19 protein-coding genes and 1 pseudogene are annotated in these 25,663 nt (G+C 53.5%); 10 read left to right on the top strand and 10 right to left on the bottom strand.

The genetic code is table 11. The annotated features are described in order from the left end of the window. Positions 1 to 100: 100 nt before the first annotated feature. The 6 genes and pseudogenes from baeR to mdtA form a co-directional block, all read right to left on the bottom strand. Positions 101 to 823, bottom strand: a complete 723-nt coding sequence (baeR, locus tag HUZ68_RS14420) for an envelope stress response regulator BaeR (RefSeq protein WP_033815041.1) — start codon at positions 821 to 823, stop codon at positions 101 to 103. After that, entirely contained in the window at positions 820 to 2,223 is a 1,404-nt protein-coding gene (baeS, locus tag HUZ68_RS14415) for an envelope stress sensor histidine kinase BaeS (protein ID WP_000675144.1), read from the bottom strand. The genes baeR and baeS overlap by 4 nt, the downstream gene beginning before the upstream one ends. After that, positions 2,220 to 3,634: pseudogene (gene mdtD / locus HUZ68_RS14410) on the bottom strand (multidrug transporter subunit MdtD). The gene baeS and the pseudogene mdtD overlap by 4 nt, the downstream one beginning before the upstream one ends. After that, positions 3,635 to 6,712, bottom strand: coding sequence for a multidrug efflux RND transporter permease subunit MdtC (mdtC, locus tag HUZ68_RS14405; protein WP_033815043.1), 3,078 nt, complete (start codon positions 6,710 to 6,712; stop codon positions 3,635 to 3,637). It abuts the pseudogene before it with no gap. Next, on the bottom strand, positions 6,713 to 9,835 hold the full coding sequence (gene mdtB / locus HUZ68_RS14400) for a multidrug efflux RND transporter permease subunit MdtB (protein WP_001197877.1): 3,123 nt from the start codon (positions 9,833 to 9,835) through the stop codon (positions 6,713 to 6,715). Beyond that, complete coding sequence (gene mdtA, locus HUZ68_RS14395) at positions 9,835 to 11,082, bottom strand: multidrug efflux RND transporter subunit MdtA (protein ID WP_024192826.1); 1,248 nt, start codon at positions 11,080 to 11,082, stop codon at positions 9,835 to 9,837. Before mdtA ends, mdtB begins: the two co-directional genes overlap by 1 nt. 278 nt (positions 11,083 to 11,360) lie before the next feature. Between mdtA and HUZ68_RS14390 the strand changes: the two genes are divergently transcribed. The 6 genes from HUZ68_RS14390 (at position 11,361) to yegI (ending at position 15,653) form a co-directional block, all read left to right on the top strand. Then, positions 11,361 to 11,417, top strand: a complete 57-nt coding sequence (locus tag HUZ68_RS14390; protein WP_012767742.1) for a type I toxin-antitoxin system Ibs family toxin — start codon at positions 11,361 to 11,363, stop codon at positions 11,415 to 11,417. A 271-nt stretch (positions 11,418 to 11,688) separates the two neighbouring features. Then, positions 11,689 to 11,745: a type I toxin-antitoxin system Ibs family toxin gene (locus HUZ68_RS14385; RefSeq protein ID WP_012767741.1), complete on the top strand. Its 57-nt coding sequence runs from the start codon at positions 11,689 to 11,691 to the stop codon at positions 11,743 to 11,745. A gap of 273 nt (positions 11,746 to 12,018) precedes the next feature. Next, the gene (gene ibsA, locus HUZ68_RS14380) at positions 12,019 to 12,078 is read left to right on the top strand and encodes a type I toxin-antitoxin system toxin IbsA (RefSeq protein ID WP_010723109.1); all 60 of its coding nucleotides are present in this window, start codon (positions 12,019 to 12,021) and stop codon (positions 12,076 to 12,078) included. Between the two features lie 220 nt (positions 12,079 to 12,298). Then, on the top strand, positions 12,299 to 12,958 hold the full coding sequence (locus HUZ68_RS14375) for a vWA domain-containing protein (protein ID WP_000003176.1): 660 nt from the start codon (positions 12,299 to 12,301) through the stop codon (positions 12,956 to 12,958). Then, complete coding sequence (locus HUZ68_RS14370) at positions 12,955 to 13,716, top strand: PP2C family serine/threonine-protein phosphatase (RefSeq protein WP_000119055.1); 762 nt, start codon at positions 12,955 to 12,957, stop codon at positions 13,714 to 13,716. The genes HUZ68_RS14375 and HUZ68_RS14370 overlap by 4 nt, the downstream gene beginning before the upstream one ends. Further along, positions 13,713 to 15,653 (top strand): helix-hairpin-helix domain-containing protein, encoded by a 1,941-nt coding sequence (gene yegI, locus HUZ68_RS14365; protein WP_239593910.1) that lies wholly within the window; start codon positions 13,713 to 13,715, stop codon positions 15,651 to 15,653. Before HUZ68_RS14370 ends, yegI begins: the two co-directional genes overlap by 4 nt. A 12-nt stretch (positions 15,654 to 15,665) precedes the next feature. On the opposite strand, the gene yegD is transcribed toward yegI, so the two are convergent. Next, a complete protein-coding gene (gene yegD / locus HUZ68_RS14360; protein ID WP_033815045.1) occupies positions 15,666 to 17,018 on the bottom strand; it encodes a molecular chaperone in 1,353 nt (450 codons plus the stop codon). A gap of 133 nt (positions 17,019 to 17,151) precedes the next feature. Between yegD and alkA the strand changes: the two genes are divergently transcribed. Next, positions 17,152 to 18,000, top strand: a complete 849-nt coding sequence (gene alkA / locus HUZ68_RS14355) for a DNA-3-methyladenine glycosylase 2 (protein WP_033802910.1) — start codon at positions 17,152 to 17,154, stop codon at positions 17,998 to 18,000. Positions 18,001 to 18,108: 108 nt separating this feature from the next. On the opposite strand, the gene HUZ68_RS14350 is transcribed toward alkA, so the two are convergent. Further along, a complete protein-coding gene (locus tag HUZ68_RS14350; RefSeq protein ID WP_033815046.1) occupies positions 18,109 to 21,426 on the bottom strand; it encodes a diguanylate cyclase in 3,318 nt (1,105 codons plus the stop codon). Between the two features lie 317 nt (positions 21,427 to 21,743). On the opposite strand from HUZ68_RS14350, the gene udk reads away from it, so the two are divergent. The 3 genes from udk (at position 21,744) to asmA (ending at position 24,933) form a co-directional block, all read left to right on the top strand. Continuing rightward, positions 21,744 to 22,385, top strand: a complete 642-nt coding sequence (gene udk, locus HUZ68_RS14345) for a uridine kinase (RefSeq protein WP_001295424.1) — start codon at positions 21,744 to 21,746, stop codon at positions 22,383 to 22,385. A 91-nt stretch (positions 22,386 to 22,476) separates the two neighbouring features. Beyond that, positions 22,477 to 23,058, top strand: coding sequence for a dCTP deaminase (gene dcd, locus HUZ68_RS14340; RefSeq protein WP_001234767.1), 582 nt, complete (start codon positions 22,477 to 22,479; stop codon positions 23,056 to 23,058). A gap of 21 nt (positions 23,059 to 23,079) precedes the next feature. Next, entirely contained in the window at positions 23,080 to 24,933 is a 1,854-nt protein-coding gene (gene asmA, locus HUZ68_RS14335) for an outer membrane assembly protein AsmA (protein WP_033815047.1), read from the top strand. A 52-nt stretch (positions 24,934 to 24,985) separates the two neighbouring features. Here asmA and HUZ68_RS14330 read toward each other — a convergent pair whose 3' ends face one another. Beyond that, positions 24,986 to 25,276 (bottom strand): helix-turn-helix domain-containing protein, encoded by a 291-nt coding sequence (locus tag HUZ68_RS14330; RefSeq protein ID WP_000687872.1) that lies wholly within the window; start codon positions 25,274 to 25,276, stop codon positions 24,986 to 24,988. Then, positions 25,266 to 25,604: a type II toxin-antitoxin system RelE/ParE family toxin gene (locus HUZ68_RS14325; protein ID WP_001227701.1), complete on the bottom strand. Its 339-nt coding sequence runs from the start codon at positions 25,602 to 25,604 to the stop codon at positions 25,266 to 25,268. The genes HUZ68_RS14330 and HUZ68_RS14325 overlap by 11 nt, the downstream gene beginning before the upstream one ends. Positions 25,605 to 25,663: the final 59 nt, after the last annotated feature.

The raw sequence follows: 25,663 nt of genomic DNA, 5'->3' as shown, positions 1-25,663 counted from the left end.
AGGGCGGAGAGATAATGTCAGTTTGCTGACCATGCGTGGGATAATGTTGCCGGATCGGGTCTGAACGCCATCTCCGGCTAACAAAGTAATGTCGCTAAAACTAAACGATGCGGCAGGCGTCGGCTTCCCAGCGGTAACCAACGCCGTAAACGGCGCGGATAAATGACTGTTCGGCATCGAGAGATTCCAGCTTGCGGCGCAGGTTTTTAATGTGGCTGTCAATGGTGCGGTCGGTTACTACGCGGTAGTCGTCATAAAGATGATTGAGCAATTGCTCGCGGGAGAACACTTTTCCTGGTTCGTGAGAGAGCGTTTTCAGCAGACGAAATTCCGCAGGCGTCAGGTCAAGCATTTTACCGCGCCATGAAGCCTGAAAACGACCTTCGTCGATAATCAACGGGCTTTCAGCATCCTGTTGCTGCAACTCGCGCTGCGGTTTGCAACGGCGCAAAATGGTTTTGACGCGCGCTACCACTTCCCGTGGGCTGTACGGCTTGCAGATGTAGTCATCTGCGCCAATCTCCAGCCCCAGCAGGCGGTCGATCTCTTCGATTTTTGCCGTCACCATCACGACAGGAACATCGGAAAAACGACGAATTTCCCGGCACAGCGTCAAGCCATCGGTGCCAGGGAGCATCAGATCCAACAGGATCAGATCCGGTGGTGTCTGGCGCACATACGGCAGTACCTGATCGCCGTGGCTAATAAGCGTCGGCGCATAGCTCGCAGCACGCAGATAATCAATGAGCAACTGCCCCAGCTTCGGTTCATCTTCCACGATCAAAATACGCGGTGTGTTTTCGTCGATTGGTAACTCGGTCATACTTCTCTCTGTAAATCCCGTTCCAGCGGTAACTCTACTGTAATGCTTACCCCGCCAAAAGGCGAATGGGCAGCAATAATGCGGCCATTATGTGCTTCAACAATGTTCAGGCAAATCGCCAGCCCCAGCCCGGAACCGCCGCTGGCACGGTTGCGGGAACCTTCGGTGCGATAAAAACGTTCAAACAATTTTTGTAGCTGATCGTCACTGACACCTGGCGCACTGTCGGCAAAGGTCAGGCGCACCGTTTTGTCGTGCTGCTCGGCAGAGATTTTCAGGCTGCCGCCGCTGTCAGTGTAGCGCAGGCTGTTTTCCAGTAAGTTATTGAATAACTGCATTAAACGGTCGCGATCGCCAAATACGGTAATACTGTCTGGCAGGGAAAATTGCAGTTTCAGGCCACGGCTGGCGAATCGTTCGCGAAATGCGCCGCCCGCCACTTCCAGCAGTGGGATCAAATCTACCGGTGCTTTTTGATAGGCGAGAGCGCCTTCATCAGACATCGACAACTGATGAAGATCGTCAACCAGTTTGGTCAGTGTACCGACCTCCGCCTGTAAAGACGCCACCGTCTCCGGCGTGAATTTACGCACGCCATCCTGAATGGCTTCCAGTTCACCGCGCAGCACCGCTAATGGCGTACGCAGTTCGTGAGAAATATCGGCCATAAAATCGCGCCGCATTTGCTGGTTTTTCTCTAGAGTGCTGGCGAGCTGGTTGAAGTCTTGCGCCAGTTTGCCCAGTTCATCTTCACTGGTGGGCGTCACGCGGGTTGTGAAATCGCCCGCCGCCAGTTTGTGCGTGCCGTCCACCAGCCGTTTGACCGGGGCCAAAAGACCGCGCGCCAGCAGAAAGGTGGCGAGCGCCGCGAGTAACGTTGCCAGAGCGACAATCAACCAGCTGGTTTGCCGCTGTTGTTTATCGAAATTGATATCAGTATTGCGCGTTAACCGCTCAACGGGGGAGGCGATCACCGCGCCAACTTCCGCACCGTTGACCAGAATGGGTCGCCGTGTACCGTCAGGTGGAATCGGCGCTCGCGGACCAACCAGCACTTTGTTGTTTTGATCAACCACCCAGAACTGGGTACGCCAGCCGTGCGGTGGCATACCCGGGCCGGGTTTATCTTCCGAATTATCGTGTTCAAATGAACGCAGGATCTGAAAGACAAAGCGATCATTGTTGCGCAGGAAGCGCCAGTTGCCATGCTGCGCATACTGCTCGCCAAGCGCATCACTTAACAGTTGTAATCGCTGTTCATTACCATGCTTGATGTAATCAATAAAGCCACGCTCAAAACTGATACGCACCGCCCAGTGCATACTGATCAGCAAGACAATGCAGGTGGCGAAAATCGCCAGAAACAGTTTGCCGGTAATACCGGGTCGCCAGAACTTCATTGCGCGCTCCTTTTTCGCCGCGAAATAGCTACATTTTGATGCGTATCGTTCGGCACTCTGGCAAAGATGAACGCCGGAAGGGCGATGATAAACGCCATGCTAAGCCAGGTGTACATAAAGACGGTTTGTGTGGTGCCGCTGTCGACGCTGACATGCTGCGAACCAAAAAGTCCCAGCAACAGCCCGGCGATGGTGACGCCGATACCATCGACAATTGCATAATCATCGACAGCAGACTGTTGCCGCTGCTCGCCAGATTGTCCGGGAGATCTTTCAGCGTCAGGGTGTTCATGGAGGAGAAACGGGTCGAGTTGACCATCCCTTGTAAAAACAGGACGAACGGCAAAACGTAGTACCAGCCCAACAGAGCGGTAGTCATAAACAACAGGGTGACCAGCGACAGACCCAGCGTGGTCGCTACCAGTACCCGACGATAACCAAAGCGATTCACCACCTGAACCACAATTCGCTTCATTCCCATGCTGCCAAGCACCATCGGGATCATCATCAGTCCGGCATGAAAAGGCGAGAAACCGAGGCCAATTTGCAGGAAAACCGGCGTCATAAAGGGCAACATGCCGCTACCGATACGTCCGGCAAAGCTCCCCGCCAGGCCCAGCGAAAAGGTACGAGTGCGGAACAGTTTCAGACTGAAAAGAGCGCGGTGGTTATTTCTGGCGTGCAGCAGATAAAGCACCAGTGCCACCACGCCAACTGCGACCAGGCCAGCAATCGCCAGCGGCGATAAACCTGTACCTTTACTGCCGTCCAGCGCCAGGGTTAATACCGCCATGCCAACCGCCAGCAATAAAAAGCCGGAGAGATCAAAGCGCCGCGTCTGCATGGTGTAGTTCGGCATTAACATCAATGTGGCGATCGCACCGATAATCCCCACCGGAATGTTGATCAAAAAGATCCAGTGCCACGACGCGTACTCCACCAGCAGGCCGCCAAGCGCCGGACCGAGCAGCGGACCGACCTGACCGGGTAACGTGACAAAGGTCATCGCCGCCATATATTGCTCGCGCGGTACGATTTTCATCACCGTAAGCCTTCCGACCGGCACCATCATCGCACCGCCAACGCCCTGTAACGCGCGTGCCAGCAACAGTTCGTTCAGCGTGCCGGAAAGCGCGCAAAACAGTGAACCGAGAGTAAACAGCACGATAGCGGTAAAGAAAATATTGCGCACGCCGACTTTGTCCGCCAGCCAGCCGCTGGCAGGCAGCATCACCGCCACGGTCAGCACATAAGAGACAATAACCATGTGCATATGCAACGGACTTTCCCCGAGGCTTTGCGCCATTGAGGGAAGGGCGGTGTTAACGATGGTGGTGTCCAGCGACTGCATAAAGAAGCCGAAAGCCACAATCCACAATTGCCAGCGGGTGCTGTCGGGAAGATCTGTCATTTACTCGGTTACCGTTTGTTTAGGTTTACGCGAAAAACGCAGCCGTAGACGGTCGAAAAAGAGATACACCACCGGCGTGGTATACAGCGTCAGGAGCTGGCTCATTACCAGACCGCCGACAATGGTGATCCCCAGGGGTTGGCGCAACTCCGATCCGTCGCCGCCCGACAATACCAGCGGCAGCGCACCAAACAGCGCCGCCAGGGTAGTCATCATAATCGGGCGAAAACGCAGCAGACAGGCCTGGAAAATAGCTTCCTGCGGCGTCAGGTTACCGTGCCGTTGGGCTTCAAGCGCAAAATCGACCATCATAATGGCGTTTTTCTTCACGATGCCGATTAATAGCATGATCCCTATCAGGGCGATTAGGCTGAACGGGGCATTGAACAGCTCCAGCGCCAGCAGCGCTCCAACGCCCGCCGAGGGCAGGGTGGAGAGAATCGTCAGCGGATGTACGTAACTCTCGTAAAGGATACCCAGCACGATATACACCGTGGCGATGGCGGCGATAATCAGGATCACCTGTGAGTTCATCGTCTCCTGGAACACCTGCGCCGTGCCGGCAAAACTGCCGCGCACCGTCGAAGGCACACCAAGCTGGGTCATTGCGCGATCGATCGCCGCACTGGCGTCCGAGAGCGATTTCCCGGTCGGCAGGTTAAACGAAATGGTCGAGGCCGCCGATAATCCCTGATGATTCACCGATAGTGGGGCATTCGCCGGTTGCCATTTAGCGAAATACGACAGCGGGATCGCTTCTCCTTCGTTATTGATAACGAACATTTTTTCCAGCGCGCTGATGTCCTGGGTATAGCGCGGATCCACTTCCATCACCACTTTATACTGGTTCATCGGCTGGTAAATGGTCGAGATTTGCCGCTGACCGAAGGCGTTATTTAACAGGCTGTTGGCGGCCTGCACGTCGATTCCCAGCCGTGCCATCGTGTCGCGATCGTAAACCAGATTCATTTCTGCGCCGTTATCCTGCTGGTCGGAGTTCACGTCCGCCAGTTCTGGCAACGTTGCCAGTTTTTTGCGGATTTTCGGCTCCCATTCGCGCAGTGCCGCCAGGTCGTCGGATAACAACGTGTACTGATAACTGGCGTTCGACTGACGTCCGCCAACGCGAATATCCTGTACCGCCATCAGGAACAGATTCGCCCCCGGTTCTTTCGCCAGCTTCACCCGCAGACGGTCGATAATTTGCTGCGCCGTTTCGCTGCGTTCGTCGCGTGGCTTGAGGGTGATAAACATCATCCCGCTATTCACCCGCGAACCGCCAGTAAATCCGGTGACATTATCCACCGCCGGATCGTCACGGATAATTTTCATGAAATCCTGCAATTTGCCGCGCATCGCCTGAAACGAAATACTCTGATCCGCCTGTATCCCGCCCATCAACACGCCGGTGTCCTGCTCCGGGAAGAAGGTTTTCGGGATCGAGATATAGAGCCAGATATTCAAAGCAATGGTGCCAAGCAGCACCACGCCCACCAGACGGGTATGATTGAGCACCCATTTCAGTGACTTACCATAGCCTTGTTGCAGGGCTACCAACATGCGACCAAAACCACGCAGTCGCTTTTGCTCGCGCGGCTTGCTGGCTTTCAGCATCCAGCCACACATCATTGGCGTTAATGTCAGAGAAACCAGCAACGAAATACCAATGGCGACAGAAAGCGTCACGGCAAACTCGCGTAACAGTCGGCCCGGCAATCCGCCCATCAACAGCAGCGGCAGGAACACCGCCACCAGTGACAGACTCATCGACAGCACCGTAAAGCCGACTTCGCGAGTACCTTGTAGCGCGGCCTGTAGTGGTTTCATCCCCGCTTCCAGATGACGGGCAATGTTTTCCAGCACCACGATGGCGTCATCCACCACGAAACCAGTAGCGATGGTGAGCGCCATTAACGACAGGTTATTGAGACTGAATCCGCACAAGTACATCGCCGCAAACGTACCAATCAGCGAAACCGGCACCGCAACGGCGGGAATAATAGTGGCGCGACCCGAGCGCAGGAATAAAAACACCACCAGAATCACCAGCGCCACTGAGATAATCAGCGTTTGCTCGACTTCTTCCAGCGAGGCGCGAATGGTGGGGGAGCGATCCTGGGCAATTTGCAGATCAATCGCCGCCGGAATGGTCTCCTGCAACTCCGGTAATTTTGCCCGGATGCTGTCTACCGTCTGGATAATATTGGCTTCCGGCAGTTTGCGGATCATCAGTAAAATAGCCGGTTTGGCGTTGGTCATCCCGGCGTTGCGCACATCCTGCACCGAGTCGGTCACCGTCGCCACATCGCCCAGACGAACCGCGCCGCCGTTGTTGTAATGAATAATCAACGGCTGATATTCAGCGGCGGTTTTTAGCTCATCATTGGTCTGGATCTGCCAGCGGTGAGTGCCATCTTCCAGCGCCCCCTGCGGTTTACGCACGTTGGCATTGCTGATGGCAGTGCGTACGTCGTCCAGCGACACGCCCTGATTAAACAGCGCCTGCGGGTTCAGCCCGACGCGCACGGCGGGCAGCGAGCTGCCGCCGACATCGACATCACCGACGCCGTCGATTTGCGAAATCGTCGGAGCCAGCTGCGTCGAGGCGAAATCGTACAATTCACCCTGCGAATAAGTATCGGAGGTTAGCGTCAGGATCATAATTGGCGCATCCGACGGGTTCGCTTTGCGATAAGTCGGGCGGCTGGGCATCCCACTGGGCAGCAGACTTTGTGCGGCGTTGATCGCCGCCTGCACATCACGCGCCGCACCGTTGATATCCCGGTCAAAATCAAACTGCAAAATAATACGCGTGCTGCCGAGCGAACTGCTGGAGGTCATTTCACTGACCCCGGCAATGCGCCCAAGTGAGCGCTCCAGCGGCGTGGCAACGGAAGACGCCATTGTCTCCGGCGACGCACCGGGCAGCGAGGCGCTGACCATAATCACCGGAAAATCGACCTGCGGCAGCGGGGCGACCGGCAGCATACGGAAACCCAGTATGCCGCATAGGGTAATGGCGACCGACAGTAAAATCGTCGCCACCGGGCGGTAAATGAAGAGGGCAAAAAACTTCACTTACGCCTCCTCTTCATGGCGAGCAAAGCGACTTTTGGTCCACAATGCCAGGCGGTCAAACAGCAGATAAATCACCGGCGTGGTGAACAGCGTCAGCACCTGGCTGACAATCAGGCCGCCGACCATGCCGATACCTAACGGACGACGCAGTTCCGCGCCGACCCCGGTACTCAACATCAGCGGCAGCGCGCCAAGCAGAGCCGCCAGGGTGGTCATCAGGATCGGACGAAAACGCAACAGACAAGCCTGGTAGATTGCATCGCGCGGCGACATGCCTTGCTCGCGCTCAGCAGCCAGCGCGAAGTCGATCATCATGATGGCGTTCTTCTTCACGATACCGATCAGCAAAATAATGCCAATTATCGCAATCACATCCAGTTCGCTACCGGCAATCATTAACGCCAGCAGGGCGCCAACACCTGCCGTGGGTAGCGTCGAGAGAATGGTGATCGGGTGAATAAAGCTCTCGTACAGAATGCCGAGCACGATATACATCGCCACCACCGCCGCGACAATCAGCCAGACAGTGCTGCCCAGCGCCGACTGGAAGGCGAGGGTGCTGCCCTGGAACTGCGTGGTGATATCCACCGGCAGATTCAGCGTCTTTTCGGTGTCCATAATCGCCTGCACCGCATCGCCCAGCGAATAGTTATCTGGCACGTTAAAAGAGATGGTCGTTACCGGGAACTGATCCAGATGGTTGATGGAAAGCGGCGCAAAACGCTGCTCAATTTTGGCAATTGAGCTTAGCGGTACCACGCCGCCATCGCTGCTGGTCAGGCGAATGGTATCCAGCGCCGCAAGCCCTGGGGTATTTTCGGTGTTGTGCTCCAGCACCACGCGATACTGGTTGGCCTGAGTATAAATAGTGGAAATCAGCCGCTGACCAAACGCGTTGTACAGGGCGTTATCGACATCCGCCATACTGATCCCCAGACGGCTGGCGCTGTCGCGATCAACATTGACATACGCCACCAGCCCTTTGTCCTGCCAGTCGCTGGAGACATCAGAAAGCTGTGGCAGCTGCTGGAGTTTTTCCATCAACTGTGGCACCCAGGTACTGAGCGCATCCAGTGACGTGGCCTGCAAGGTAAACTGGTACTGGGTGCGGCTGACCTGAGTATCGATGGTCAGGTCCTGCGTTGGTTGCAGGAAGAGATCGACGCCCGGCACTTTATCCACCGCCGTTTGCAGACGGGCGATGACTTTTTGCACCCGATCATCACGTTCATCCAACGGTTTGAGGTTGATCTGCAAACGCGCACTGTTCAGCGACGGGTTAGTGCCATCAACGCCAACAAATGAGGTCAGACTTTGCACTGCCGGATCCTGCAAAATCACGTCCGCGACCTGGCGTTGCCGCTGGGCCATATTGGCAAAGGAGCTGGATTGCGGTGCCTGCAAAGTGCCCTGAATAATGCCGTTATCCTGTACCGGGAAGAAACCTTTCGGAATGAACACCCACAATAGAACGCTAAGCAGCAGCGTGCTGAGCGCCACGCTTAAGGTCAGCCACGGATGATTCAGCACTTTCGCCAGTCCACGACCATAGGCGGCGATTATCCTGTCGAACATTTTTTCCGAGGCACGGGAGAAGCGGTTCTGTTTACGCAACGACTCCTGGCTGAGCATCCGTGCGCACATCATCGGTGTCAGGGTTAGCGACACCACGGCTGAGATTAAAATCGCTACCGCCAGGGTAATAGCAAATTCGCGGAACAGTCGCCCGACGATATCGCCCATAAACAGCAGTGGGATCAACACCGCAATCAGCGAGAAGGTCAGCGAGATAATGGTAAAGCCGATTTCACCTGCGCCTTTGAGCGCCGCCGCCAACGGTTTTTCGCCTTTTTCGATATAGCGGGAAATATTTTCGATCACCACGATGGCGTCATCGACCACGAACCCGGTGGCGATAGTTAACGCCATCAGCGTCAGGTTATTGATTGAAAAATCGAGAAACACCATGACCGCGAAGGTGCCGATTAACGACAGCGGCACTGCGACGCCGGGAATGATGGTCGCCGGAATATTGCGCAAAAACAGGTAGATAATCATGACTACCAGCGCGATAGCCATCATCAATTCAAACTGAGTATCATCGACGGATGCGCGGATATTGGTGGTACGGTCAGAAAGTACCGTCACCTTCACCGATTTCGGCAAACTCTCGGTGAGCTGTGGCAGCATCTGCCGGATGCTGTCAGCGGTGGAGATAATGTTAGCACCGGGCTGGCGCTGAACATTCATCACAATGGCCTGTTCTTTGTTCGCCCACGCGCCGAGCCAGCTGTTTTCTGCACCTTGCTCTACAGTTGCGACATCGCCCAGACGAATCGGCGCGCCGTTCTGGTAGGCGATAATCAACTGGCGATATTCTTCCGCAGATTGCATTTGGTCATTCGCGGAAAGCGTAACCGCGCGGGAAGGGCCGTCAAGGCTACCTTTTGCCGAGTTAACGTTAGCGCCGGTAATGGCGGTTCGCACGGTTTCGCTGGTCAGGCCGAGGGCGGCAATCGCCTGAGCGTTAAGTTTGACGCGAACAGCCGGACGCTGTCCGCCGGAAAGCGTCACCAGGCCGACGCCGGAAATCTGCGAGATTTTCTGCGCGACGCGGGTTTCCACCATATCTTCCACTTGCGTCATCGGCATGGCTGTTGAGGTGACGGCGAGCGTCATGATCGGCGGATCTGCCGGGTTCACTTTGCTGTAAACCGGCGGGTTAGGCAGATCGCTCGGCAACAAGTTGGTCGCAGCGTTAATCGCGGCCTGTACTTCCTGCTCGGCGACATCCAGCGGTAATGTTAGCTGGAACTGCAAAGTGATAACTGAAGCACCGCCGGAACTTTGCGACGACATCTGTTTCAGACCAGACATCTGCCCGAACTGGCGTTCGAGAGGCGCGGTAACGGCAGAGGTCATGACATCCGGGCTCGCACCTGGGTAGAGCGTGACCACCTGAATGGTCGGATAGTCCACTTCCGGCAGCGCCGAAACGGGCAGGGCGCGATAACCGATAATCCCGGCGAGTAAGATCGCCACCATCAGCAGCGTGGTGGCGACAGGACGCATAATAAACAGGCGCGACGGGCCGCCTGTGCTGCTCGGGGGTAACACCTGCATCAGGAGCGTGCTCCTTTTTTCGCGTATTCGCGGCTGGTGGCTTTCTCTTCCGGAGTGGTGGCGCTCTGGGCTTCCACCACTTCCACTTTCGCCCCTTCGGTCAGGCGATCAATGCCGTCTGTCACCACGCGATCGCCCGCTGAAATACCTGCACGGATCACCACTTTCTGACTGTCCTGAATGCCCGGCGTCACCAGATGTTTGCTGACCTTGTTTTCGCTATTCAGCACCCAGACAAAATGGCCTTCATTGCCCATTTGCAGGGCGGCTGTTGGGATCACTACGGCGTTTTGTTCGGTGTCGACTAACATGCGCGCGTTAACAAACTGATTGGGAAACAGCGCATCATCCTGATTATTAAAGCGTGCTTTCACTTTAATCGTACCGGTAGTGGCATCGATTTGGTTATCGAGACTTAACAGCGTGCCTTCACTTAATTTCTTCGAGTTGGTGCGATCCCAGGCTTCTACCACCAGCGGTTTTCCGGCTTTTTGCGCCTGCACTACGGTAGCGATATCGCTTTCCGGCAGGGTAAAGAGCAAATCGATAGGATGCGTCTGGGTGATCACCACGATCCCGGTGGTATCACCACTGGAGATTTGGTTACCAACATCAACCTGCTTGAGACCAACGCGACCATCGACTGGTGCGGTGATGCGGCTCCAGTCGAGTTGCAGCTGCGCGCTGGCGACGCTTGCTTCATCAGCCTTAATGGTGCCTTCGGTTTCACTGACCAGCGCTTGTTGGGCATCCAGTTCCTGACGGGAGACGAGATTGGTTTTTGCCAGTTGCTGATAACGCGCCAGATCACGGCGGGCGTTAGCAAGCGTGGCTTTATCTTTTGCCAGTTGGCCCTGGGCTTGTGCTAATGCAACTTTGAACTGGCTGGGGTCAATTTCTGCCAGTAAATCGCCTGCTTTGACCTGCTGGCCTTCCTGGAAATGTAACGCCATCAACTGACCATCTACGCGGCTGCGCACCGTAACGGTGTTAGCAGCGGTAATGGTGCCAAGCCCGGTGAGGTAACGCGGAACTGCCTGTTCTACGGCGGTCGCCGCCTGAACCGGGGCTAATGGGCCGGAACGCATACCACGGCGACCACCCGCTGGCGATTGCTGCGCTTGTTTCGTCGCCCCTGGGGCTGCACTCTGGGAGTCATTGCGGCCTTGCCAGAACCAGAATGCGGCGATGGCGGCGATAACCACCACGATTACGATTACCCAACGGGATTTATAACTGCCTTTCATCGTTAAGAGTTTCTCTTCCTGAAACGTTTCGCGGAATGATACTAGTGTAGCCAGCCAATAAGGGAGAAAAATGGAGGAATTATGAAACACTATCGGGAATCGTCTGAATGGCGGGCACATTTGCGAGCACGCATCCAGTAATAACACAGGAAACTATTTTATCTACGCGTTAGCGATAGACTGCTTGCATGGCGAAAGGAGGTAAGCCGACGATTTCAGCGGGACGCTGAAACGGGAAAGCCCCTCCCGAGGAAGGGGCCATAAATAAGGAAAGGGTCATGATGAAGATACTCATCATCGTGGTGCTCTTAGTGATTAGCTACCCAGCATACTAAGACTACCAGGGCGGGGGAAACCCCGCTCTACCCTCACTCCTGAAAGTATGCCTTCACGTTCAGAATGTCAATCCGCAGGCTTTGCAGTCTGCGATCCTGCCAGCAAATATTCTTTGCGAGACGTTACGCAATAATCACAGAGGAAACTATTTTGTTCACGCGTTAGCGATAGACTGAATTCAGGGCGAAAGGAGGTAAGCCGACGATTTCATCGGGACGCTGAAACGGGAAAGCCCCTCCCGAGGAAGGGGCCATAAATAAGGAAAGGGTCATGATGAAGTGGATCATCATCGTGGTGCTCTTAGTCATAAGCTTCCCGGCTTACTAAGACTACCAGGGCGGGGGAAACCCCGCTCAACCCTCACTCCTGAAAGTATGCCTTCACGGTCAGATTGTCAATCCGCAGGCTTTGCAGTCTGCGATCCTGCCAGCAAATATACTCTTTGCGAGTCGTTACGCAATAATCACAGAGGAAACTATTTTGTTCACGCGTTAGCGATAGACTGTATTCAGGGCGAAAGGAGGTAAGCCGACGATTTCAGCGGGATGCTGAAACGAGAAAGCCCCTCCCGAGGAAGGGGCCTTAAATAAGGAAAGGGTTATGATGAAGCACGTCATCATACTGGTGATACTCTTAGTGATTAGCTTCCAGGCTTACTAAGAACACTAGGGGGAGAGGGAAACCTCTCCCTAACCCTCACTCCTGAAATTATGTCACTCCGCCCTTAGTGTCAATCGACGGCTCTCCATTCTTGCGAGGCGAATAGCAAAATTTTCTGCGCCGCCGGGCCTAATTCTGAAAGTTTCTTCGTTTGCTCTTATTTCATTATTGCAATCGGTATGATACCGGACCTCAATAATTCTCTAAGAAAGGATTTCTTATGAGCGAACAAATCACGTTTGCCACCAGCGATTTTGCCAGTAACCCGGAACCACGTTGCCCCTGCATTCTGCTGCTGGATGTTTCTGGCTCGATGAGCGGCAGACCTATTAATGAACTTAACGCCGGATTGGTTACCTTTCGTGATGAACTGCTTGCTGATCCGCTGGCTTTAAAAAGAGTGGAACTCGGCATTGTGACGTTCGGCCCGGTGCATGTGGAACAACCCTTTACCAGCGCCGCTAACTTTTTCCCGCCCATCCTGTTTGCCCAGGGGGATACGCCTATGGGGGCCGCCATTACCAAAGCCCTGGATATGGTTGAAGAGAGGAAACGTGAGTACCGCGCAAATGGTATTTCGTATTATCGCCCGTGGATTTTCCTGATCACCGATGGCGCTCCAACCGATGAGTGGCAGGCTGCCGCCAACAAAGTGTTTCAGGGGGAAGAAGATAAGAAGTTTGCCTTCTTTTCCATCGGTGTTCAGGGGGCGGATATGAAGACTCTGGCACAAATCAGCGTTCGTCAGCCTTTGCCACTGCAGGGATTACAATTCCGTGAACTGTTTAGCTGGTTATCCAGTTCGCTGCGTTCGGTTTCCCGCTCCACGCCGGGAACGGAAGTTGTGCTGGAAGCGCCAAAAGGCTGGACGTCAGTGTGAGCTGGCGTCTGGTTTATGCATCCGCTGTTGGAACGTCGCACATTAGCGCTGATTTACCTTGTCAGGATGCCTGCCAGATGCAGGTTGCCTGGCTAAATGACCAGCAGCCATTACTGGTGATGTTCCTTGCTGATGGCGCAGGTAGCGTTTCGCAGGGAGGAGAAGGCGCGAAGCTCGCCGTCAATGAAGCGATGGCGTTTATGGTGCAAAAAGTACAGGACGGTGAATTGGGGCTTAATGATGTCCTCGCCACAAATATGGTACTGACCATTCGTCAACGACTTTTTGCCGAGGCAGAAGCCAAAGCATTAGCAGTTCGCGATTTTGCCTGCACGTTTCTGGGATTGATTTCATCGGCTAACGGCACCTTGATTATGCAAATTGGCGACGGCGGTGTAGTGGTGGATTTTGGTCGTGGTCTGGAACTGCCGCTCACGCCGATGGTGGGTGAATATGCCAATATGACGCATTTCATTAGCGATGAAGATGCTGTTTCCAGACTGGAAACTTTCACCAGCACTGAGCGTGCGCATAAAGTTGCAGCATTTACGGATGGTATTCAGCGACTGGCGTTAAATATGCTGGATAATTCTCCGCATGTGCCTTTCTTTACCCCGTTTTTCAATGGACTGGCGGCAGCAACGCAGGAACAACTCGATTTATTACCTGAATTGTTAAAGCAGTTTTTGTCGAGCCCGGCGGTAAACGAGCGTACCGATGATGATAAAACGTTGGCACTGGCGCTGTGGTTACCATGAAACCCACTTTATATACTGCTACTGGTGAGTGCGTTACGCCAGGCCGTGAACTGGGCAAAGGCGGTGAAGGTGCGGTTTATGATATCGAGGAGTTTGCCGATAGCGTCGCCAAGATTTATCACACGCCGCCACCCGCCTTAAAACAGGACAAACTTGCCTTTATGGCTGCGACAGCTGACGCGCAGTTGTTGAATTATGTCGCCTGGCCGCAGGCAACGCTTCACGGTGGGCGAGGCGGAAAAGTTATCGGTTTTATGATGCCAAAAGTTTCTGGTAAAGAACCGATTCATATGATCTATAGCCCGGCACATCGTCGCCAGAGTTACCCTCATTGTGCGTGGGATTTTCTACTCTATGTTGCGCGCAATATTGCTTCATCTTTTGCTACGGTTCACGAGCACGGGCACGTCGTGGGGGACGTAAACCAGAACAGCTTTATGGTAGGTCGCGACAGCAAAGTGGTGTTGATCGATAGTGACTCCTTTCAGATTAACGCCAATGGCACACTGCATTTATGCGAAGTCGGCGTGTCGCATTTTACGCCGCCAGAGCTACAAATCTTGCCATCATTTGTCGGTTTTGAACGTACCGCGAATCACGATAATTTTGGCCTTGCGTTGCTGATTTTTCACGTCTTGTTTGGTGGGCGGCATCCTTATTCTGGTGTGCCGCTTATCTCTGATGCGGGTAATGCGCTGGAGACGGATATTGCCCATTTCCGTTATGCCTACGCGTCAGACAACCAGCGACGTGGTTTAAAACCGCCGCCACGATCGATTCCGCTGTCGATGTTACCGGGCGATGTTGAAGCCATGTTTCAGCAGGCATTCACGGAAAGTGGCGTGGCAACCGCGCGTCCGACGGCAAAAGCGTGGGTAGCGGCACTGGACTCTCTACGCCAACAGTTAAAGAAATGTACCGTTTCGGCAATGCATGTTTATCCCGCTCATTTGACTGACTGCCCGTGGTGTACGCTGGATAATCAAGGCGTTATCTATTTTATTGATCTCGGCGAAGAGGTCATTACCACCGGCGGGAATTTTGTGCTGGCGAAAGTCTGGGCGATGGTGATGGCGTCAGTAGCACCGCCAGCAGTGCAATTGCCATTACCCGATCATTTCCAACCGACTGGCAGGCCGCTTCCTTTAGGCCTGTTACGGCGCGAATACATCATTCTGCTTGAGATCGCACTGTCAGCGTTATCGCTGTTGCTTTGCGGCCTTCAGGCAGAATCGCGTTATATTATTTTGGTTCCTGTGCTGGCGGCTATCTGGATTATTGGCAGTCTGACAAGCAAAGCTTATAAAGCAGAAATCCAGCAACGCCGTGAGGTATTTAATCGCGCGAAAATGGACTATGACCATTTAGTCAGCCAGATCCAACAGTTGGGCGGGCTGGAAGGTTTTATCGCCAAACGGACGATGCTCGAAAAAATGAAGGACGAAATTCTCGGGTTACCGGAAGAAGAAAAACGTGCTCTGGCAGCACTTCACGACACTGCAAGGGAACGGCAGAAGCAGAAGTTTCTGGAGGGATTTTTTATTGATGCTGCCTCTATTCCCGGCGTTGGCCCTGCGCGTAAAGCGGCGTTACGGTCTTTTGGTATTGAAACAGCCGCGGATGTTACCCGTCGTGGGGTTAAGCAAGTGAAAGGGTTTGGTGATCATCTGACCCAGGCGGTCATCGACTGGAAAGCGAGCTGTGAACGCCGTTTTGTGTTCAGGCCGAACGAAGCGGTAACGCCTGCAGAAAGACAAGCGGTAATGGCGAAAATGGCCGCCAAACGACATCGGCTGGAATCGGCGTTGACTGTCGGCGCGACAGAGTTGCAGCGATTCCGCCTTCATGCTCCAGCACGGACCATGCCGTTGATGGAACCGTTACGTCAGGCGGCAGAAAAACTGGCTCAGGCGCAGGCAGATTTAAGCCGCTGCTGAGCCATTTTTCAATTAACGAAACACCACTTCCGCCCAGCGTGCCAGCCCGGCGGTGACGGAGCCAAAGTCATCGCCGCCTGCAATCGGAATGCCCGGCAACTGTTCTGCCAGCGCTTTTTTAATCAGCGGCGAACGGGCGCTACCGCCGGTCAGGTAGATGACATCCGGTTTTTCCTGGGCGTTATCGAGGGCCAGTTGCACCTGTTCCAGAATCCGCGCCAGTGGCTGGCTGAGGGCGCTTTCCAGCCCTTGCTGGCTAATCAGCGTAGCCAGTTCATCGCTGATAAACGGCAGTGAGGCGCGGATTTCCGCTACGCTTGAAAGAGCAATTTTGCACTCTTCTGCGCTACGCACCAGGCGATAGCTTAAACGCTGACGCCAGACTTTCTGTAGCAGGGCCACTTTTTCCGGTTCGCGGGCATCGCGTACCAGATCGTTAAGCAGACGACCGTTGGCACTACTGTAGAAATCACTCTGCGCAGGAACGTCGTTGATGGCAACCGCATTCCACCACGGCAGAATCGGCAGGGCGATGCCTTTTTCGGTTTCGCCACCCATACCCAGCAGTGGCATCAGGTTTTTAAACGCCAGTGCGATATCCAGATCGTTACCGCCAATACGGCAACCACTGTGACCCAGCAGGCTGGCTTCACGATCGAGACGCGAACGCCACTGCGGCCCCATCAGCAGCAATGAACAGTCAGTCGTACCACCGCCGATATCCACCACCAGCACCCGTTTTTCTTCCTGCAAAGTCGCTTCGTAATCCAGCCCTGCCGCTACCGGCTCGTACTGGAATACCACATCCTTAAACCCGGCACGCTTCGCCGCGCGTTCCAGAATCCCCTGCGCCTGGGTGTTTGCTTCATCGCCGCCAAGCCCCTGGAAGTTGATAGGGCGACCGATCACCGCCTGAGTAATCGCTTCTGGCAGCTGCGCCTGCGCCTGCTGGCGAATGTGCAACATCATTGCGCAGACCAGATCCTCAAACAGCGCTACCTGCTGCGGTTTTAAGCCGCTGGCACCGAGGAACGATTTTGGTGATTTCACAAACCACACTTCTTCTGGATCATCAATGTACTGTGCCAGTGAGGAAAGACCGAACTGCACGCTTTTCGCCGTAACATCGATATCTTCTTCGCGGTTATAACGAATCGCCCGACGCAACAGCGCCTGCGTTTCATCGTCGTCTGCCGGAACATCATGATGGCGGTACAGCCATTCGCTTACCGCTTCACGCGTTGGCGCGCAAAGCATTGAAGGCAGCAGCGTGCTGTCGTTTTCCATTTTTAGCAAGTGCGGTTTACCGTCACGCATGACCGCCACTGAACAGTTTGCTGTACCGTAATCAAAACCAATAAACACGAAATAATCCCCATGCCGGTGAAGAAGGGGCGTGACTTTAGCGAAATGTTGCCGTCGCGACAACCGGAATATGAAAGCAAAGCGCAGCGTCTGAATAACGTTTATGCTGAAAGCGGATGAATAAGGAGATGCGATGTATACCCTGAACTGGCAGCCGCCGTATGACTGGTTGTGGATGTTGGGATTTCTCGCCGCCCGTGCGGTGAACGGTGTGGAAACGGTCGCTGACGATTATTATGCCCGTAGTCTGGCGGTTGGCGAATATCGCGGCGTGGTGACTGCTATTCCGGATATAGCCCGCCATACTCTGCACATAAATTTAAGTGCAGGTTTAGAACCCGTTGCCGCTGAGTGTCTGGCGAAAATGAGCCGCCTGCTTGATCTGCAATGTAACCCGCAGATTGTTAACGGTGCGTTGGGCAAGTTAGGCGCGGCGCGGCCCGGATTGCGTTTACCCGGCTGTGTTGATGCTTTTGAGCAGGGCGTGCGGGCGATTTTAGGCCAACTGGTGAGCGTGGCGATGGCGGCAAAATTGACTGCCAAAGTGGTACAGCTTTATGGCGAACGGCTGGATGATTTTCCGGAGTATATCTGCTTCCCCACGCCTCAGCGGCTGGCAGCAGCCGACCCGCAGGCATTAAAAGCGTTAGGCATGCCGTTGAAACGGGCAGAGGCACTGATTCATCTGGCAAATGCGGCGCTGGAGGGCAGCTTACCAATGACAATTCCGGGCGATGTGGAGCAGGCGATGAAAACGCTGCAAACTTTTCCGGGTATCGGGCGCTGGACGGCGAATTATTTCGCCTTGCGCGGCTGGCAGGCGAAAGATGTTTTCCTGCCGGATGATTATCTGATTAAACAGCGATTTCCGGGAATGACACCGGCACAAATCCGCCTTTATGCCGAACGCTGGAAGCCCTGGCGTTCTTATGCGCTGTTGCATATCTGGTATACGGAAGGCTGGCAACCAGACGAAGCATAACGTTGGTCGCCGGATGCGGTGCGAGCGCCTTATCCGGCCTGGGGAATGAGCGATTTGTAGGCATGATAAGACGCGTTAGCGTCGCATCAGGCGATGGGGAAGCACGCCTCAGTTAATCGCGAAATAACTACTATTCACCAGCAAATCCAGCGGTTGGGCATCGGCAATCACCTCACCATAAATCAGATCGACGCCGATGCCAGAAAGCGTATCCATCACTAAGGGTAAAACGACTGGCCCGGCGATGGTTTTCATCCCGAGTCGCTGAGCGTGCCCCTGAATAATCGTAATCAGCATCTCATCCATCAAATTACCCTGCACGTTGGCGCATAACTCACCATCAAGTAGCAGGTAATCTGCCATATTCGCTTTCAGCGAGTTGAAGATTTGCAGATCGCGGCCCACCTGGCTGAGCACGATCCGACATCCCCCCAGCCGCAGTTTTTGCACGCTTTCTGCGTGATCGAAAATCGCTTCTGCCGGAATAATCAGATGTAATAACCGTGGTGGTAGAGGGCTATTTTCCAGCTGCTCAAGCAGATCATTCACCAGCGTGGCGCTACTCAAACCGGCAACGGAAAGGGGGAGGGCGATGCTTATGCCTTTACTGGCAACCGCTTTTGCGGCCTGCTGGAAAAATTCGTGGAATACCCGGCGGTCAAGAGCATGGCTAAGCGCCGGATCGCTGAAGCTACGACGAAATGTTTGTTCATCAATAATCTCGCCTTCGCAACTCCAGAGCTTAAGTGAAATCAGCCACAAATTACGCGCTTCCGGGATCCGTGGCGAAGCGACACCGTGGGCGAGCATCATCAACTGATTCTCTTTAATCATCCGCCACTGTTCATCAAGCGACATCGCCGCCCGTTCGCTATGTGCGGCAGCTTGCTGCGGTTCGTAAACCGTCACCCGGCCCCGGCCACCATTTTTGGAGGCATAACAGGCGATATCAGCCTGCGACATCACTTCTGCCGCCTGATGATTGTTGTCATCGATCAAGGTAATCCCGGCGCTGGCACCTACCCGATGTACCCGGCCTTCCCATATAAAGTGATAGTCATTCACAGCACTGACAATACGTGTAGCGATAAAACGAGCGCTTTCAACATTGCAGTCTGGCAGCAGCAGACCAAATTCATCACCGCCGAGCCGCGCCAGCACGTCACTGGAGCGCAGCATACTCAGCATCAACGACGCCAGTTCGCGCAGCAAAGCGTCGCCCGCCGCATGCCCGGCGCTGTCATTCACCGCTTTAAAGCGATCAAGATCGATAAACACCAGTGCATGTCGCTGATGCGTACTGTTTACCGTTTGCAGCAGGATACGCAGTTGTTTCTCAAAACTGGCGCGGTTGGCGAGATGCGTCAGTGCATCATGGGAGGCGCTGTAGCTCAGCTGGCGCAGCATTTTGCGTGATTCGGTAACGTCCTGAATCACCAGAACCGAACCAATATTGCTGCCGTCCAGAGTACTTAACGGCGTAATACTGTAATGCACGTCGTAACTGCCGCCGCTCCGACAGTGCAACACCACATCTTGTTCGATCGCGGAACGTGAGGTGTCGGCACTGTAAATATTCTCCATTAATGGCCCGTTGTCGCCAAAAGTAATATGCAACACCGTCAGGAGCGGAACACCTAATGCTTCTTCCTGCGCCCAGCCGCTCATCTTCTCCGCCACCGGATTCATAAAGGTAATTTTCATCGCCATATCAATACAGACCACGGCTTCACCGATGGAATCAAGCGTAATGTGCAGGCGCTCTTTTTCCTGAAACAATGCCTCGTTAAGCTGTTTAACCTCGGTCATATCCATATTAATGCCGAGCAGGCGTTCGACTTCGCCTTCTTTATTCAGTACCCGGTTGGCGAGGGCGCGGATATGGCGAATACCGTCTTTCACGGTAATGCGAAATTCCAGTTTAAAGGGCGAGCGTGATTGCAACGAATCACGAATTACTTTTTCGGCATGCTGGCGATCTTCAGGCAGCACGCACTCGTACCACACCTGCCAGTTCGGTTTGATATGCGGAGGAATTTCATACAGCTCGAACATCCGCTTATCCCAGCTAAAAATATTCGGCTTCAGCTCCCACTCCCAGATGCCAATCCCTCCCGCTTCGTTAGCCAGAGTGATGCGCTCCATTAGTTGCTGATTGACCTGTTCGGTGCGTTTTAGCTCGTTAATGTCTTCAATCTGAGCGATAAAATAGAGCGGCGTGCCATCCGTGTGGCGCACCAGTGAGACGGCAAGCAACGCCCAGACAACATCGCCATTGCGGTTGTAGTAACGTTTTTCCATTGAATAGGTGTTTATTTCACCGCTTATCAGCTTTTCAACCTGTTGGAGATCTTTATTGAGATCCTCCGGCCAGGTCAGTTGCTGAAAGGTGAGTCCGCGCAACTCTTCCTGACTGTAACCGAGAAACTGGCAGAGTGCTTTGTTGGATTGCAGCCATTGTCCCTCGGTGCCCACTAACGCCATGCCGATAGCGGAATATTCCATCGCGTTTCGAAAGCGGGTTTCGCTTTCGGAAATGTGTTTGCGTTCCGCACGAAAGGCATACATCACCATGGTCATGATGTTGGCGGGCAGCAGGATCAGCAAAAACGGTAGCCACGGCATATGGCTCATCAGGTATGTACGCGGCGTAGCAAGCAGGGAAGGATCCGCGGCCATCATCAGCGACACCATCATCACCGTGGTAAGGAAGATCAAAAAGGCTTCCATTCGTGGTAGGCGCACGGCGCTCCACATCAACAGCACAATAATGAAAGTAAAAGGCCACGGCAGATACAGCATCGAAAGCCAGCTTAACGTCAGTGTGATGGCTAACGTGAGCAGCGACTCAAAAAGCAACCGTGGGTTGCGATGGCGCAGCAGATAGTGTGGTTTAAATAACAATCCCAGCGGCACCAGTGCCAGAGCGCCGATGGATTCTGACAGTACCCATATCAAAAATGCCCTGAGAGGATCGTCTCCGGGCGTCAGCAGGACAACCAGAACACCCCCCAACAGAGGCGGAACAATGGCGCTGCCGAGTGCCAGACGCAGCCAGTCAGCCAGATTTTGCAAGGGGTTATACCACGGCAGCAATTTACGTAGTAGCACTGCCCCGACCACGGCTTCAACAATATTGATGGTCGTCCAGGTCATGTTCAGCGAGCTGGTGGAAAAAAGCAGGATGGATGCGGCGATATTTCCCAGCGAGCAGCTCAGCGCAATCCCTGGCCACATGCGCCCGGCATGGCGATAAAACGCCACCATCATGATGGACGTCGGGAACCACAGTGGGGCGAGTTGGGTGCCAAACTGCGAAAGCTCAAGCGAGAAAAGGGTGAAGATAAACGAGACTAAACCTAAACTGACCAGGTGAAGCAGCGGGTGGGGCAGGGCAATTAATACATGCTGTGATTGTTTGCTCATTACCGCTTTATCCGCAAGGCCAGGTCGCCAGTATTCGTTTCTGTGTTTATGCTAGTACAAAAGTTTTACATTTTATATGCGAATTGCTCATAAAGTGACGTAAAGGCGGATAATTTGCGCAACTGCGTATAACAATTTTTACCTTGTATAAAACTGATCAACGTAATTTGCCACCGGGAATTCTTCGTCAACAATTAACTCTGAGCGCGCGGCAACGCTATTCGACTGGTATCAGGCGGATGAAATCCCTATAATTGCCGCGTTTGGCGCTTCGTCGCCCCCTTCCTAACATCCAGGTTAATCAGGTCGCTAAATATATGACTGATCAGTCTCATCAGTGCGTCATTATCGGTATCGCTGGCGCATCGGCTTCCGGCAAGAGTCTTATTGCCAGTACCCTTTATCGTGAATTACGTGAGCAAGTCGGTGATGAACACATCGGCGTAATTCCCGAAGACTGCTATTACAAAGATCAAAGCCATCTGTCGATGGAAGAACGCGTTAAGACCAACTACGACCATCCCAGCGCGATGGATCACAGCCTGCTGCTTGAGCATTTACAAGCGTTGAAACGCGGCTCGGCAATTGACCTGCCGGTTTACAGCTATGTTGAACATACGCGTATGAAAGAAACGGTGACGGTTGAGCCGAAGAAGGTCATCATTCTCGAAGGCATTTTGTTGCTGACGGATGCACGTTTGCGTGACGAACTTAACTTCTCCATTTTCGTTGATACCCCGCTGGATATCTGCCTGATGCGCCGCATCAAGCGTGACGTTAACGAGCGTGGGCGTTCAATGGATTCCGTGATGGCGCAATATCAAAAAACCGTGCGTCCGATGTTCCTGCAATTCATTGAGCCTTCTAAACAATATGCGGACATTATCGTGCCGCGCGGCGGGAAAAACCGCATCGCGATCGATATATTGAAAGCGAAAATAAGTCAGTTCTTTGAATAAGCTTGATAAATTGTGTACCGTTCAGTGATAACCTGGTATGCCCTTGACGTAATTGGCGTTAAGGGAGTGATGCGCGAAAGGAGAAAATGCCATGCGTCTGTGTGACCGAGATATTGAAGCCTGGCTTGATGAAGGCCGTTTGTCGATCAACCCACGTCCGCCAGTGGAGCGTATTAACGGCGCGACGGTGGATGTACGCCTGGGCAATAAATTTCGTACCTTCCGTGGTCACACGGCAGCGTTTATCGATCTGAGCGGTCCCAAAGATGAAGTGAGCGCCGCGCTTGACCGCGTGATGAGCGATGAGATCGTTCTCGACGAGGGCGAGGCGTTCTATCTTCACCCAGGAGAGCTGGCGCTGGCGGTGACGCTGGAGTCGGTGACGCTGCCAGCCGATCTGGTGGGCTGGCTGGACGGGCGTTCCTCTTTGGCGCGTCTGGGGCTGATGGTGCACGTCACCGCGCACCGCATCGATCCGGGCTGGTCTGGCTGCATTGTGCTGGAGTTCTACAACTCCGGTAAGCTGCCGCTGGCGCTACGTCCGGGCATGTTAATTGGTGCGCTGAGCTTTGAGCCGCTTTCCGGCCCGGCGGCGCGACCTTACAACCGCCGTGAAGATGCGAAGTATCGCAACCAGCAGGGCGCGGTAGCCAGCCGAATCGATAAAGACTAATTCAGGCCCATTGAGGATACCATGAGACGATTTCTGACGACGCTGATGATACTCCTGGTCGTGCTGGTGGCCGGGTTATCTGCGTTAGTGTTGCTGGTGAATCCGAATGATTTCCGCGACTATATGGTCAAGCAAGTTGCTGCACGTAGCGGTTATCAATTGCAGCTCGACGGGCCACTGCGTTGGCACGTCTGGCCGCAGCTTAGTATCCTCTCCGGGCGAATGTCTCTCACCGCCCAGGGCGCGAGCCAGCCACTGGTTCGCGCCGACAACATGCGTCTGGACGTGGCGCTTTTACCACTACTGAGTCATCAACTGAGCGTTAAGCAGGTGATGCTAAAAGGGGCAGTGATCCAACTGACGCCGCAGACGGAAGCGGTGCGCAGTGAAGACGCTCCGGTTGCACCGCGCGACAATACCTTGCCGGATCTGTCAGACGATCGCGGATGGTCGTTTGATATATCCAGTCTTAAGGTGGCGGACAGCGTTCTGGTGTTCCAGCATGAAGATGACGAGCAGGTGACAATCCGCAATATTCGCCTGCAAATGGAACAAGATCCCCAACATCGTGGCTCATTTGAGTTCTCCGGGCGGGTTAATCGCGATCAGCGCGATCTCACGATATCCCTTAACGGTACGGTAGATGCTTCTGATTATCCGCATGATTTAACGGCGGCTATTGAACAAATTAACTGGCAGTTGCAGGGTGCCGATTTACCAAAACAAGGTATTCAGGGGCAGGGGAGTTTCCAGGCCCAGTGGCAGGAGTCACATAAACGCCTTTCATTTAACCAAATCAGCTTGACCGCCAATGACAGTACGCTGAGCGGGCAAGCACAGGTCACGCTGACAGAGAAACCGGAATGGCAGCTGAGACTGCAATTCCCGCAACTGAATCTTGACAACCTCATCCCGCTTAATGAAACAGCGAATGGTGAAAACGGTAACGCGCAGCAGGGGCAGAGCCAATCAACGTTGCCGCGCCCGGTCATTTCTTCGCGTATTGATGAACCGGCCTATCAGGGACTGCAAGGCTTTACGGCTGATATTTTGTTGCAGGCCAGTAACGTGCGCTGGCGCGGAATGAATTTTACAGATGTTGCCACGCAAATGACCAACAAGTCGGGTTTGCTGGAAATTACTCAACTGCAGGGCAAACTTAACGGTGGACAGGTTTCACTGCCGGGCACGCTGGACGCGACATCAATAAATCCGCGGATAAACTTCCAGCCACGGCTGGAAAACGTTGAGATTGGTACCATTCTGAAGGCGTTTAACTATCCGATTTCGTTGACCGGAAAAATGTCACTGGCTGGTGATTTCTCCGGTGCTGACATAGATGCCGACGCATTCCGCCACAACTGGCAGGGGACGGCGCATGTCGAAATGGCCGATACGCGCATGGAAGGGATGAACTTCCAGCAGATGATTCAGCAAGCGGTAGAACGTAATGGTGGTGATGTGAAGGCCGCTGAAAACTTCGATAACGTGACGCGTCTTGACCGCTTTACCACCGATTTGACGTTGAAGGATGGCGTCGTGACGTTAAACGACATGCAAGGTCAATCGCCTGTGCTGGCGCTTACAGGGGAAGGCATGTTGAATCTGGCAGATCAAACCTGCGACACCCAGTTTGATATTCTGGTCGTGGGTGGCTGGAACGGGGAAAGCAAACTGATTGATTTCCTCAAAGAAACGCCAGTACCGCTGCGGGTTTATGGCAACTGGCAGCAACTCAATTACAGTCTGCAAGTGGATCAGTTACTGCGCAAACATCTACAGGACGAAGCGAAACGTCGCCTGAATGACTGGGCCGAGCGGAATAAAGATTCCCGCAATGGCAAAGATGTGAAGAAGTTGCTGGAGAAGATGTAAGACAAGTTATATAGATGGCGGCATCAATTTGTCGCCATCTGTATTTATAGCACTAAGCAGCATGTGGATATTGAACTTCAATACGTTGAATATGTAGTCCTGCATGAGCCATCATGGTGATCAATTTATCGATACTAAAGATCTGGATTTTACCTCTGGCAAGTTCAGAGATGCGAGGTTGAGTGACCCCTAAAGCAGAAGCTGCCTGAGCCTGGCTAAACCCTTGTTGTTCAATCCAGTTATTAATGATCGTTACAAGCTCGGCACGGATCCGCATATTTTCCGCTTGTTCAGGGGTGTCACTCACCGCATCCCACACACTATCAAAGGTTTCAATTTTCATTTTTCCGCTCCTGAACAAGTTCTTTATAGCGTCGTTTGGCTAAATCAATATCCGATTGACTGGTAGTCTGTGTTTTCTTTTGAAAACAATGCAATACGTAAACCGCTTCTTCAAATTTTGCGACATACATGACGCGATAGATCCCATCAGCATCGCGAGTACGAATCTCTCGCACACCCGGGCCGATAGTTGAAAAAGGTTTCCAGTCGTATGGGTTTAACCCTTGTTGGATCCTGTCGAGTTGATAGCCAATTTCCTGTCGAGACGATTCTGGAAATGCGCGTAAATCGTCAAGACTGGTATCAAGAAAAGCCAGCTTTTTTCTCATTACTCCATCCTTAGATTATACTAAATTTTGTATAAATCAAATGCGCAGTTTGAACCTGC

The sequence above is a fragment of the Shigella dysenteriae genome (assembly GCF_022354085.1).
Taxonomy (GTDB): Bacteria; Pseudomonadota; Gammaproteobacteria; order Enterobacterales; family Enterobacteriaceae; genus Escherichia; species Escherichia coli.
This window is presented reverse-complemented; position numbering and strand designations above follow the sequence as displayed.